The organism is Aliamphritea hakodatensis (assembly GCF_024347195.1).
Classification (GTDB): Bacteria; Pseudomonadota; Gammaproteobacteria; order Pseudomonadales; family Balneatricaceae; genus Amphritea; species Amphritea hakodatensis.
Map to the genome: position 1 here is coordinate 3,220,849 of NZ_AP025281.1, position 13,320 is coordinate 3,234,168.

12 protein-coding genes and 1 riboswitch are annotated in these 13,320 nt (G+C 54.5%); all 12 genes read right to left on the minus strand.

Features of this window, described 5'->3' with window-relative positions:
• Positions 1-12: 12 nt before the first annotated feature.
• Positions 13-786: a precorrin-6A/cobalt-precorrin-6A reductase gene (locus PCI15_RS14905; protein ID WP_271270731.1), complete on the minus strand. Its 774-nt coding sequence runs from the start codon at positions 784-786 to the stop codon at positions 13-15.
• Positions 783-1,937, minus strand: a complete 1,155-nt coding sequence (locus tag PCI15_RS14910; protein WP_271270732.1) for a cobalt-precorrin-5B (C(1))-methyltransferase — start codon at positions 1,935-1,937, stop codon at positions 783-785. The genes PCI15_RS14905 and PCI15_RS14910 overlap by 4 nt, the downstream gene beginning before the upstream one ends.
• A 30-nt stretch (positions 1,938-1,967) precedes the next feature.
• Complete coding sequence (locus tag PCI15_RS14915) at positions 1,968-3,275, minus strand: cobyrinic acid a,c-diamide synthase CobB (protein WP_271270733.1); 1,308 nt, start codon at positions 3,273-3,275, stop codon at positions 1,968-1,970.
• 14 nt (positions 3,276-3,289) lie between these two features.
• On the minus strand, positions 3,290-3,898 hold the full coding sequence (gene cobO, locus PCI15_RS14920; protein ID WP_271270734.1) for a cob(I)yrinic acid a,c-diamide adenosyltransferase: 609 nt from the start codon (positions 3,896-3,898) through the stop codon (positions 3,290-3,292).
• A 28-nt stretch (positions 3,899-3,926) separates the two neighbouring features.
• Positions 3,927-5,693 carry an ATP-binding protein gene (locus PCI15_RS14925; protein ID WP_271270735.1) on the minus strand — a complete coding sequence of 589 codons (1,767 nt, stop codon included), beginning with the start codon at positions 5,691-5,693 and terminating at the stop codon, positions 3,927-3,929.
• Positions 5,694-5,729: 36 nt separating this feature from the next.
• Complete coding sequence (locus tag PCI15_RS14930) at positions 5,730-7,112, minus strand: MFS transporter (protein ID WP_271270736.1); 1,383 nt, start codon at positions 7,110-7,112, stop codon at positions 5,730-5,732.
• A gap of 41 nt (positions 7,113-7,153) precedes the next feature.
• A complete protein-coding gene (locus tag PCI15_RS14935) occupies positions 7,154-7,840 on the minus strand; it encodes an energy-coupling factor ABC transporter ATP-binding protein (protein WP_271270737.1) in 687 nt (228 codons plus the stop codon).
• Between the two features lie 60 nt (positions 7,841-7,900).
• On the minus strand, positions 7,901-8,683 hold the full coding sequence (gene cbiQ, locus PCI15_RS14940) for a cobalt ECF transporter T component CbiQ (RefSeq protein ID WP_271270738.1): 783 nt from the start codon (positions 8,681-8,683) through the stop codon (positions 7,901-7,903).
• Between the two features lie 23 nt (positions 8,684-8,706).
• The gene (locus tag PCI15_RS14945; protein WP_271270739.1) at positions 8,707-9,288 is read right to left on the minus strand and encodes a NikL family nickel/cobalt ECF transporter subunit; all 582 of its coding nucleotides are present in this window, start codon (positions 9,286-9,288) and stop codon (positions 8,707-8,709) included.
• The gene (gene cbiM / locus PCI15_RS14950) at positions 9,281-9,901 is read right to left on the minus strand and encodes a cobalt transporter CbiM (protein ID WP_271270740.1); all 621 of its coding nucleotides are present in this window, start codon (positions 9,899-9,901) and stop codon (positions 9,281-9,283) included. Before cbiM ends, PCI15_RS14945 begins: the two co-directional genes overlap by 8 nt.
• Before the next feature lie 57 nt (positions 9,902-9,958).
• Positions 9,959-10,765, minus strand: a complete 807-nt coding sequence (locus PCI15_RS14955) for a DUF4198 domain-containing protein (protein ID WP_271270741.1) — start codon at positions 10,763-10,765, stop codon at positions 9,959-9,961.
• A gap of 112 nt (positions 10,766-10,877) precedes the next feature.
• Positions 10,878-11,173, minus strand: a riboswitch (cobalamin riboswitch).
• 127 nt (positions 11,174-11,300) lie between these two features.
• A complete protein-coding gene (locus PCI15_RS14960) occupies positions 11,301-13,157 on the minus strand; it encodes a methyl-accepting chemotaxis protein (RefSeq protein WP_271270742.1) in 1,857 nt (618 codons plus the stop codon).
• Positions 13,158-13,320 lie beyond the last annotated feature (163 nt).

Consider the following 13,320-nt stretch of genomic DNA (forward strand, 5'->3'; position numbering starts at 1 on the left):
TCTTATTAATGGTTATTCCGCCAACTGTGCCCGCAACGCGGTGACACAGTCGGCAATATTGCTAAATTCCTGCCCGGCGGCGGGCATTTCCGGCCGCTGCAGCATAAATACTTCGGCACCGCAGTTACGGGCCGCTGCCAACTTGGCAACGGTGGCATCGCCGCCACTGTTCTTGGTTACCAGCGCATCAATCTGATACTGATCAAACAGTTCTGCTTCCGCTGCCAGATCAAACGGGCCAATGGCTTTAATCCAGATCTGATCATCCGGCCAGCTGAACCGTGGCGGCGCGGCAGTGCGCAGAATCAGCCGCTGCTCTTCTGCTTCAGCCTGTGCCAGTAACTGCGCGCTGATATCTTCTGTCAGTTGCCCGGCGGTGAGTAAAATATTTTGCTTACCTGACAACAGGCCGGGGAGCGCCTGCCAGTCAGTGAAGCTCTGCCAATTGTCACCGGGCTGTTGTTGCCAGGCTAGCCGGTGAAAACGCCAGCAGGGCACATCCAGTTCCGCACAAACCTCTACAGCCGTCCGGCTCATGTTTTCAGCAAAAGGATGCGTCACATCAAACACACCGCTGATCTGCTGATCCTGTAAGTAAGCCTTCAGGCCGCCGAACTGGGTAAAGCCACCACTGATTACTTCGCAATCCAGCTTAGGAATCCGCACTAAACCTGCCACGCTGTACACCAGCGATAACGGCCCTGCAGGCGCAAGTAATCCGGCATCAGCCAGCGCACCGACTAAATGACGGGCATCTGCAGTACCGCCGAGAATCAGCCACTTCATGATGGCTCTCCACGGTTCATGTCGGCTTGCAGATTCGCCGGATAACAGCCGACAAAACCGCCTTTGCGGTCGACTGCAAAAATATCCAACTGAAGGTTCGCCAGTGCCGGCACATTCATCACATCTCTGGCCTTTATCCAGGCTTCTTCACACACCTTTGACGCCAGATCTACCCCGGCATCCTGACAGGCTTTCAGTGCCTGCATGCTGGTGTTAGCGGCTTTAATTTCCTGCTGCAGGGCGTCATCCGCCCCCATATCCGCCGCCAGCCCCGCCAGATGCTCTAAATCAATACTGGAGACACGGCTGTTGAGATCCAGATGGCCGTTGGCCAACTTGGTTAACTTGCCAAAGCCGCCGCAAATCGTCAGGCGTTCAACCGGTACCTTCTTCAGGTATTTAAGTACCGCACCGACAAAGTCGCCCATTTCGATCAGGCCCATTTCAGGAATGTCGTAAATGCCGGTGATCGCCCCTTCACTGGTACTGCCGGTAGTCGCAGCAATGTGGAATACACCGTTGGTGGTGGCCACATCAATGCCCTGATGGATAGATGCGATATACGCCGCGCAGGAGTATGGCCGGACGATACCTGTAGTACCCAGAATCGACAGGCCGCCAAGAATGCCCAACCGGGAATTCATGGTTTTCAGGGCAATGATTTCGCCCCGCTCGACCCCTACGGATACTTCAAAGCCACCGCCGTAACCGTACACTTGGGCGGCATTCAGCAAATGATCTGTCATCATTTTCCGGGGCACCCGGTTGATCGCCGGCTCACCCACCGGTAATGCCAACCCTTCACGGGTAACGGTGCCCACGCCTTCAGCGGCTTTAAAACGGACACCCGGTTCACTTTCCAGACGCAGCTCCACATAAACAGTCGCACCGTGGGTGGCATCAGGGTCATCACCGGCATCCTTCACGGTTGCGGTGCGCATGCCCTTACCGGCCGGCTTATCATCCAGTGGCTGATAGCCCTCAATGGTCATGTTGACAACCTTACCCTTCGGCAGCGTAACCTCAACAGATTGCGGCTGCCGGCCGGCCAGCAATGCCTGTGCCGCGGCAACACTGCAGGCCGTCGCGCAGGAGCCTGTTGTCAGGCCACTGCGTAAAGGCTGGGGCGTTTCACTGGTTTCCGGCCACATACTTCTCTGCTCGCTACTGGGTCAGCCTGCTCAGCACTCTGCGCCAAACACCCGGGCGACTGCCTCAGGGTTGGATGCAAAGAACAGGTGCAGGTAACTGGCGGTTAAACCGCGGGACTGATAAATCGCTTCACCCGGTGCCGGGTGACGCTGACGGCGGCCATGTCCGACAGGTTCAGGGGTGCTCTCACTGCGGGAACGGTGGTGGGCATGGGCCCGCACTTCACCTTCCGGCAATACGGCAGTCTGCATGCCCTGACAACCGCGTTTACCGCGCATTGCCCCGGTCCCCTGCAAAATGCCCAGCATCGGGTGTGATGCTCCTTCCAGATCCACCAGGTCCTTCAGGCTGTACAGGAAGCCACCGCATTCCGCCAGAATAGATTTACCGGCATCGAAGAAACCACGGATCTGATTGTGCATATCCACATTGGCTGACAGCGCCTGACAGTGCAGCTCCGGATACCCGCCCGGCAGCCACATGGCATCCGCTTCAGGCAGTTCAGAGTCATGCAGCGGTGAGAAAAACACGCAACGGGCGCCCATCTGCTCCAGCAGACGGATATTGGCATCGTAGATAAAGCTGAAGGCTTCATCTTTTGCCACCGCAATGATCTTGCCTTCCAGCAACACAGGAACTTCAGGCGTTTCAGCGCTGTAGAAAGTCACCGGTGCAGGCAGTTCCGTAATCAGTTGGCCATCCACCCATTCCGCACCGGCGGTGAAGCGCTGTTCCAGTTCTTCGGACACTTCAGAGGCCTGTACCAGACCTAAATGACGTTCCGGCAGAGCGACTTCTTCAGAGCGCGGCAGAGTTGCCAGTAACGGCAGATTTTCCGGTAATGCATCACGGATCAGTTCAGCATGGCGTTCAGTACCGCAGTGGTTGGCAATCAGACCGGCAACCTTCACGTCATCACGGAAATTCGCCAGTCCCCCGGCAACCGCGGCAGCCGTCTGAGCCATGCCCTTCACACTCATCACAATCGCAATCGGAATGTTAAACCGGGCCGCCAGATCCGCACTGGACGGATCTCCGTCGAACATGCCCATGGCACCTTCCACAATGATCAGATCGGCCACCTGAGCCGCTTCAAACAGTTTCTGCTGGCAGTATTCTTCGCCTGCCATCCACATATCCAGCTGTTCAACATCTTCACCGGATGCCTGCGCCAGAATCTGCGGGTCCAGATAATCCGGGCCGGTTTTGAAAACCCGTACCACCTTGCCCTGATTACGGAAGTTACGCGCAATCGCAGCGGTGATGGTAGTTTTACCTTCACCGGAACTGGGTGCCGACAGGAAAATAGCCGGGCAGCTGACACTCTGAGTAGTCATATTGACGATATCTCCTAGAACTCGATGCCTTCCTGAGCTTTTACACCCAGACGGAAAGCGTGACGCTCATCGCGAATACTGCTGATGGTGTCAGCAATGTCTTCCAGACCTTCAGGCATTACCCGGCCGGTGATCATCACGTTCTGCTTCTCAGGACGGTTCTGCAGCGCCTTAACAACCGGCTCAAGCTCCAGATACTTGTATTTGAACATGTAGCTCATTTCGTCGAAGATCAGAATGTCGTAGTAATCATTCTGGAGCAGTTTTTCCGCCAGTTCCCAGGCTTTTTCTGCTGCTGCGATGTCCTGGCTTTTATCCTGCGTTTCCCAGGTGAAGCCGTGCCCCATGACATGCCAGTCAATCTGAGGATGATCTTTGAACAGTTTGAATTCACCGGTTTCAGTGCGGCCTTTAATAAACTGAATAACCGCCGCACGCTGACCGTGCCCCACGGAACGGGCCATCGTGCCGAATGCTGAGCTGCTTTTACCTTTACCATTGCCTTTGAGCAAAATCAGCACGCCGCGTTCTTCAGTCGCCTTGGCAATTTTCTGATCAACCACCGCCTTTTTACGGGCCATTCGTTCTTCATGGGTTAGCTTTGGTTTTTCCTGATCTGTCATGGTGCTGCCCTCTTGTTTAGCCCTGTCATTACAGGGCAATGTATTCTGCGTGTAACTGCTGTGCCAAAGCCTCACCCCGGCCCCGCTTTACACTTGCCTGTTCGGTATCCAGCCAGAAAGTTTTTCCCGGCAGGCTGATATCGTTTAACTGTGCCTGACTGCGGCCATCAGTTAACACATAAGTATGGATTTCCAGTGCCGGAAACTGCCGCTGTGTCTGTTGCAGATAACCGGCTACATGGCTGAAAACCTGACGCATCGGCGTACCGCCACCGGCACTCAGATTGTCCAGCCAGCGCTGCAGTTCTTTTGGTGCCCTGATTTGCGGCAACAGGTTTTCGACCCGGTTATTGCCAAAGCCGAAAATCGCCAGCTGCTGACGTTCCAGATATGCCCGCCGGGCAATCTCCACCATGGCCCCTTTTGCCCGGGCAAATACGCCCTCTGCCAGGGTAGATGCTGAAGTATCCAGTAATAAACAATGCAGTTGGCTGCGACCTTCCGGCTGACGCTTAAACACCAGCTGCGGCGGCCATTCCCCAAGGCTTTTACCCAGGGTGGCAAACCAGTCCGGACGGTTTGTCTGTGTATTGCCGCGGGCTGCACCGCTGTGTGCAGCTGCATTCCCCTGACGGCTGGCCGCAGGTGCTGCCAGCGCCTTACCTTTCAGTGGCACTGCCTGTTCCAGCTGAGCCGGCAAAGCCACGTCAACAGTCTGATCAGCCGCATAAGCCTGCGGTGCCATACTGCCCCAGTCCCCCTGCTGATCCTTGCCAGACTGATCCTGCCGGTCCTGTTGGGATGACGGCTCTGATGATTGCCGCTGGCTGTCATCCGGACGCTTAAAACCGTTATTCCGTGGCGGGTTTGGTGGCTGCTGATCTGAATTCTGTTCCGGGGACGGCGGGTTGCTGTTCTGACCGGCATCGTCTTTACGGCGGTGGGCCAGTACCAGCTCGGCTACTGCATCAATATCTTCACGGGTCACTGCATCACGCCCCTGCAATGCTGCATGGGCAACGGCCGCACGGAACCAGACAATATCGCCGCGTAAGCCGTCAACGCCGGCGGCATTACAGGCCTCAGCAATGGCAATCCGCAGTTCATCACTGCAGGTTACCTTTGTCAGTATTTGCCGCGCAGTCACTATCTGCGCCAGCAAACCGGCCTGAGTCTCACTATACTGCTGGCAGAACCCTTCCGGGTCCGCATCAAAGGCTTCGCGATGACGGACAATTTCCACCCGCTCCGCAACCGGATACTGGTTGCTCAGATTCACCGCCAGACCAAAACGGTCCTGCAGCTGAGGACGCAGCGCCCCTTCATCCGGATTCATGGTGCCCAGTAACAGAAAACTGGCCGCGTGCTGATGGCTGATACCGTCCCGCTCAATGCGGTTAACACCGCTGGCAGCCACATCCAGTAACTGATCCACCAGATGATCATTCAGCAGGTTCACTTCATCCACATACAGCACCCCCTGATGGGCCTTACTCAGCAGGCCCGGCCGGAAGCTGACCTGTTTGTCACTCAGCACCTGCTGCAGATCCAGCGAACCCAGCAGCATTTCCTCACTGGCACCCAGCGGCAGCGTTACAAACGGCGCCGTGGCATCGTCAGTTTCCCGGTGCGGCAGAATACCCACCAGCCCGCGGGCCAGTGTCGATTTCGCGCACCCCCGCGGTCCGCTGACCAGTACCCCGCCAATGGCGGGATTAACGGCGGCGAGCATCAGGGCCAGCTTCAGATTCTGCTGACCGGTGACTGCTGCAAATGGAAACTGCTGTTCATTCATTGTCTGTGTGTTATTCCTGTTTGCCGTTTAAGGCGTTTATTGCTTCGGCCAGTGAGCGTGGTGTTCATCAATCACAAACCGGTGCCGGTGCCGGTGCTTGGCATGGTAGTGAGGATGCACGTGGGGCTCCGGGCCCTCCCAGCCTTCATGTTCATGCTGATGGTGTTCATCATGGGTATGGGGATGTAAATGTTCCTGCGCCGGATGCACATGCCAGATATTTTCCTGATCATCATGCCGCCACAGTTTAGCCGCCAGTAGCGTCGCCAGCAGCGCAACCACACCCAGTGCAGCAAAGCTGGCCTGCATTCCCCACGCACTGCCGATACTGCCCGCCAGCAAATATCCCACCAGCCACATACCGTGGGTCAGCGCAAAATTTGCTGAAAAATAATCATTGCGGTCTCCGGCATTGCAGGAATCACGTACCACCCGGCCGGTGGGAATCAGTACCATTGAAGTAGCTCCGCCGATCAGGAACCAGATCGGAAACAGTCCCGCATATCCCGGCCCGCTCAGCCCGGCAAACAACGCCACACTGAATAATACGCCGCCAGCCAGCATCACTGAACGGTTTGAAAAGTGATCCAGCAGTTTCGGCAGTAAAAATGCCGTAATCATTGAGCCGACACCGGCCGCAGCCATCAGCGTAGGCACTGCAGATTCACTCATACCCAGTACGTGCCGTACATATACCACGGTGTTTACGATGATCATCGCACCGGCGGCAGAAAGTGCCAGATTCAGTGCCAGCACACCGCGCAGACGTGGCGTTTTCAGGTAGCTGATAATGCCAAAGCTGACATGCTGCCAGACCCCGCCGGTCCGGTCGCTGGCCGCCGCTGCCGGCACCTTCACCAGGAAGATACACCCGGCAGCCAGCACAAAGGCAACTGCATTCAGCCGGAACAGTAATTCATAAGAGGTGATCAGCAGCAAACCTGCCGCCAGCGCAGGGCTGAGTAAACTCTCCAGTTCCATCGCCAGACGCGACAGAGACAGCGCCCGGGTATATTCATCATCATCGGTCAGTACATCCGGCAGCAACGCCTGATACACAGGTGTATACCCCGCCGCCAGCGCATTCAGCAGAAAGATCAGCACAAAAATCTGCCATATTTCTGCGGCAAACGGCAACAGGATAACGATCACCGCGCGGCCAAGATTCAGACCCGCCAGCCAGCTGCGGCGGGGAAATGCATGGCTGTAACCGCCAACAACAGGGGCCACACCCAAATACGCCACCATTTTAACCGCCAGTGCAGACCCCAGCACAAGACCGGCCTGCAGAGGGCTGAGGTCGTAAACCATCAACGCCAGGGCGACCGTCGCCAGTCCGGTACCCAGCAGGGAAACTACCTGACCAAAAAACAACCAGCGAAATACCGGATGGGCTAACGGACTGAAAAAGCTGCTCATAAGGGATCTGTTTTACCTTTATCTAAAAGGTGCCTCCACTGTCAGGCTGAAACCGCACTCAGACTGGTCTGGTAATCTACCAGACTGGCATCCTGCAGGCGTACCCAGCGAGTTGCCAGTTGTTCCAGGAAACTGTCATCGTGGGAAATAATAATCATCGCCTGGGGCAGGTTCTGCAAGGTTGTCAGCAGGCGCTCCCGGGCTTTAGTGTCCAGCGCATTGCTTGGTTCATCAAGCAACAGCACTTCAGGCTCCATCGCTAAAACGGAAGCCAGCGTAATCATGCGTTTTTCACCGCCGGATAACTGATGGGTCACCCGTTCTTCAAAACCGGCCATCCCCAGCGACTCCAGCGTTTTACTGGCAATGTCCATCGCTTCCTCACGGCTCTTACCGAGATTCAGGGGGCCGAACGCGACATCTTCGATAACGGTCGGGCAAAACAGCTGGTCATCCGGGTCCTGAAACAGAAACCCTACTTTACCGCGAACCTCAACGAAGTCCGGCTCTTCACGGCGGGCTTCACCAAAGGCAAGAATGTCACCCTGTTTGGCTTTTTTCAGCCCCATCAGCAAATGGAACAGCGTAGTTTTACCGGCACCGTTAGCCCCGGTCAGGGCAACCCGCTCACCGCTATGCAAACTGAAATCGACCCCGTCCAGTACAACACCCCGGCGGGGATAACGGTAACTGAGACCACGGACTTCAAGTAATGCGGTCTTATTCATGTTTGTCATAGCTCTATTTCAACCCGCGTTTTAACGTACAGCCTGTTCCTGAAACCGGCCTTAATAAAAATTCAGTCCAACCAGTATGGCTAAACAGCCGCCACTGAGCACCATAAAGTAATAGTCATGGCGCACGACTTCCATGCTATCCATCAAATACAGTTTGCCCTGATACCCCCGGCATTTCATGGCTGCCATGATACGTTCAGAACGCTCCAGCGAGTGCACCAGCAGCATACCCACCAGATAGCCCACAGAACGCCAGGTATGCATATTACTGCGCAACACAAACGCCCGGGCCTGCATCGCCCGGCGCATACGCTTATATTCCTGGCCGATCACATCCAGATAGCGCACGGTGAACATCAGCAGATGCACCAGTTTTTCCGGCACTTTAAGATGCGCCATCGCATGCCCGAGGGTCGTCGCCCCCATCGTACCTACCAGCCCCAGCAGAGCCAGTACAACCGCGTTGGCCTTCAGCGCAATTTTGCAGGCATGCAGTAAACCTTCAATGCTGGCTGCAAAACCGAACACGCTGAACATTTCCCGCCCCGGCGTGGTAAACGGCAGCATGATCACCAGAAATATCATAAACATATCCATGGCAATCACCCGCCGCAGGGTGCGTTTAAAGTTCAGCTTCGCCAGCCCTGCGACTAACAGTGCCAGCAACAGGCCAAAAATCAGCACTGCAAAGTTATGAGACAGTACAACGGCAAAAGCGAACAGCATCGCGACCGCGACCCGCACCCGGGGATCGAGAATATCGATCACCGAGCGATGATGCTTAAGCTGCTGCCCTTTCCAGGACGTACCACTGTGTTCCAGATTCTGAGGCAAATCTGTCTCCTTGCCGTTTCAGATCAGGCTGTTTTAGCAGCCTGAGCCTGTTTACGCTGACGCCACCACATACCAATGCCACACAGGCCAAAGATATAGCCAATACCGCCAAGAACATCCTGCAAACCGGCTTTCTCCTGGAAGGCCCGCAGCTCTTTGCGTAACGGCTTAACCTGCTTGGCAACTGCTTTTTCGATCATGCCCTGCATGGCCGCGTCATCATACTGTACCGCCGTACCGCCTGACGCTTTTGCCGCCGGCTTTGCCGAAGCCACTGCACCACCGACCAGAGAGGCGGGTAACTCATCAGCAGGCAGGATCATTTCCAGCACGTGGCCACTGCCCATTTCCATCCGGAACAGGTGATCAACCCGGGCGGCCGCTTCAAAGGTAAAGAAACCCTCTTCATCGGTTTCAGTTTCCAGCAGTACATTACCCGCCGGATCAGTGACCGTCACTTTAGTGCCGGCCGACGCCATATCGCCGTTTGAAAAACCGGCTTCACCTTCAATGGTGCTGCCGATGGCATAAACACCGCCCACTACGTTGTGAGCACTGGCCGGCAATGCAAACAGCATCACCAGCAAGACAAAAAATTTACGCATTATCCCAATCCTCCGCGAGATGCAGGAACTCAGGCTTAACCTTGCGGATCAGCAACACTGCAGCCGCGGTGACAAAACCTTCCACCAGCATTACCGGAATGTGTGCGATCAGGGTTGCCTTGGCCGCCAGCCAGAATGCTTCTCCGGATAACGCCAGAGATCCGGCAACCATCACAGTGGTCACAGCCACCGCACCGGCACCGCCTATTGCTCCCCAGATAGCCGCAACCCTGGGAGAAGACGAGGCAATCCCATGCCTGCAAAGGAAATACACCATCACCGCCGGCAGCGCTATATTGAAGGTATTTACCCCCAATACCAGAAAACCGCCGAAACCAAAGAAAACCGCCTGTAAAATCAGCGCAACCAGCAACGCAGGAAATGCTGCCCAGCCTAATGCCAGACCTATCAGGCCGTTAAGGATAAGGTGAACACTGGAAAAACCGATTGGCAGGTGAATGTAAGAAGCGATAAAAAATGCAGCGGACAAAACACCGACTTGTGGCAGGTGCTCATAATCCATCTTCTTCAGACCGTAGGCGACACCGGCCAGCGCCAGTAATGCACCACCGGCCAGAACCGGTTCGGAAAGCGCGCCATCTACTATATGCATAGCTGTTCCTGAAACTGTTAAACCGGCGTCCCTGTGAAGGGCCGCCGGTTGCAGTGTTTAGTTAAATTCGTGCGCCTGAACCCAGATAACCGCATCCTGAGACAGCTCTTTACCCTTGTATTCAGTATCCGGGCCTACACCCAGCGCAGCAAAGCCCCAGTGACCGGCTTTTGGAATACCGAAGGTAAAGGTACCGTTGGCATCCGCAAAGATCGTCATGGTGACAAAGGCGTCTGCCGGCGGCGTAATTTCCGCTTCAGCCGCGAAACGGTTATTGTCCATTTCCGGCTCGTAGTTCATGTATTCAACTTCGATTTCAGCAAACGGAACCGGCTCGCCATCGCCTTTAACCACACCGGTAAAGGTGCCGCCTTCATAAATCGCGTATGGCTTAGTCAGCGGCACGATCTCGGCCTTCAGACCCAGCTCTTCGTTCCAGTCCGTTGGCAGGCTGCCAACGTTAATGATGTTCTTGGTAATCTGCTGAATGTAGATATCTTCTTCCGCTTCCATATAAGGTTCCGGCGTCATGACAAATACATTGTCACCCAGACCGCGAAGCTTAACAGTCGCTTCGTATGCCGGGCCGGTATCCACTGCACTGGTCCACTCAATCGACTCCAGCTTGTCCATCAAATCTGTCTTCTTACCCTTGCGAACCATGAAGAATTCCTGCGGTTCACCCATTTTCATGACGTGACCGCTGGCAGCCGGATGGGTAAATGGCATTTTCAGAGTGACTTCACCGCCTTTATCCCGCAGCGATTCAGGAGTATAGACCAGCTGAAAGTGAGCCTGCGCTGTGCCGGCAACCAGGGAAGAACCTAAAACTAAAGCGGCAGATAACTGCTTAAAATTGAACACGTTTGATTTGCTCCGTCTGAATAAAAATACAGCCAGAGTTGGGAGGAGTCAGTGCAGTTTTTTGTGGGAAGATACAAAAACTGTACCTCGGTGAAGCCCTCCGCAACACCTAGTTATAACAAGCTACCAAGCCGGTCTCCGGACTCACCGACGGACTTTCGTCCCCTGTTTCGCCTTCCCACATAATATGATTCCCGGGGGAACCATCAGCTCGCAGTGGCGTTATGAAACAGTTTTATCGGTTTACCGTTGCGGGGGCAGTGTTGGGATTGTCTGAACTGATGGCTGCATAATTTGGCAATTACAACAGCAGCACAACAGCGTTAACGCACCAACTTCCCGAAAAAAGGCATTTACATCCCTTTATTCCACGTGTTTTACCACGCAACTCAGTAACGAAACCGCACAATACCTGCACCGCTCAAAGGTTGTCAATCAGCGCCGGTTAAATGTCGCAATTTAATAAAATAAGGTCTTCAGAAGGGAAAAAAACAGCCGCCGGAAGACGGCTGTACAGGTCGGCCAAACGGCGCCCTCAGGTAACAAACTGCCCCACCGCCAGCTTCAGCTGCTGAGCCTGAGCAGCCACCTCGTCGCTGGCTGTTACATTCAGTTGCGTCTGGGCGCTGGCATCATCAATAATCAGGCGAATTTTATCGACATTCTGGTTGATCTCACCGGCCACATTCGCCTGCTCTTCAGTCGCCGCTGCCACCTGCGCGGTCATATCCACAATGGTTTCGGCATCCTGTGTAATCGTATCAAGCATATCAATGCTGGCCTCTGCATGCTCTGCACTTTGCTGGCTGCGACTGAGACTCACAGACATCAGTTCAGTGGCACGGTTCGTGCGGGTCTGTAACTGGGAAATCATCCCTTCGATTTCACTGGCAGAGCTCTGCGTCCGTTCGGCCAGCGAGCGCACCTCATCAGCAACCACAGCAAAACCCCGGCCCTGCTCACCGGCGCGCGCAGCTTCAATAGATGCATTCAGCGCCAGCAGGTTGGTTTGCTCGGCAATTGATTTAATGACCCCCAGCACCGAACCTATTTCTTCGCTTTCTTTCTGCAACGTCTTCACTTCAGTGTCTGTATCACTGGCCTGATCCGCCAGGCTTCTTATACTGCCAATCAGCTCGGCGTTACTGGTTTTACTCTGCTCTGCCTGATGCAAAGAATTCCGGGCAGTTGCTGAGGTGTTCTCAGTATTCCCGGCTATCTCCGCCATTGCCGCCTCCATCTCATGAACGGCACTGGCAATCTGCACCACCTCATCCTGCTGATTCTGAAGATCCACAGCAGCAGAATTGGCACTCCTGGCCAACTGTTCAGAAGATGACTGTAAATGGCCGATGGCTTTCACCACATCACCGATCAGCGTCTGGAAAATTGTCATCATGGCATTAAAGTCGCAGCCCATTTTGCCTAACTCATCACGGCTGCTACCCTCATAACGTAAGGTCATATTTTTACCGGCACTGACCTTCTGCATACAGCTCGCCAGCCGGGATATCGGCACCAGAATACTGCGGGATATAAGCACAACGGCTGTGCCCACAATCAGCGCCACGGCAATGACAATGGCGATCGCCAGCATCTGCACCCGGGAAACCTCAGCCGCCACATGAGCCTGCAGCGTGACATTAATCTCATCAAGAATTGCCTGGGTTTTCCCCGCCTGCTCTAACATGACGCCCCGCAAACCGGTATCAGACCGTAAGCCAAGTGTCTTACGGGCCTCTACCAGCGCCACAAACTGACGCTTATAGTCGCTCAGCAAATCAAGGGTTGTTTGTCGCTGTGACTGACTGAAATCGACCTGCCGGACAACAGCAACCGCTTTATCAAAATTGCCGGTAAACTTGGTCAGATATTTTTCATCAGACCGGATAATGAAATCTTTCTCGTTACGGCGCAGTTGTAAAATACGCACATATAACGCATCACTGTTAATAGCCTGCACGTTTTTTTCAGCCGCATGAACCGCGCCGCGCAAACCGCCCCTCAAACCTTCTTTTTCATTCAGACCAATGGTTTTTAACAGATTCGCCACCTCAATGAAGCTGGCATCATATTCCATAAAATAGCCGTTCAGACTTTGTAATGGGCTCTGGGTATCCCCGTCCAGCTGACCGATCGCCGTAACAAGGTGCTCATTAAAACGCGTTTTCGCTTGCACAAAGTTCACTTCGGCACCGGGCTGAAGAGTCGTCACAAACGCCTGCTCATACAACCCCATTGCCAGTTGCTCCTGTTTGAGCTTACCCACCAGGGATTCATTTTCCCGCAGGTCATTCAGGGTATTCAGGGAATACATCAGCAAACCAAACAACGCAGCCACCGACATCAGCACAATCGCCAGCAACAGAATAAGTTTGTTCTTGATAGTCATACAACACTCCATATTAAGACAACTGATCAGCTGGCTGACGCGTCCTGCGGCAGCCAGGCAAAAGTCTGGTCTGGTGCACCGAGTAGCTCCTGCAAACATCAGCCAGTGGTGTCATCACCAGTCGGTCGGATAACCTCCTCCGACCAAAATCCTTTACCAGATC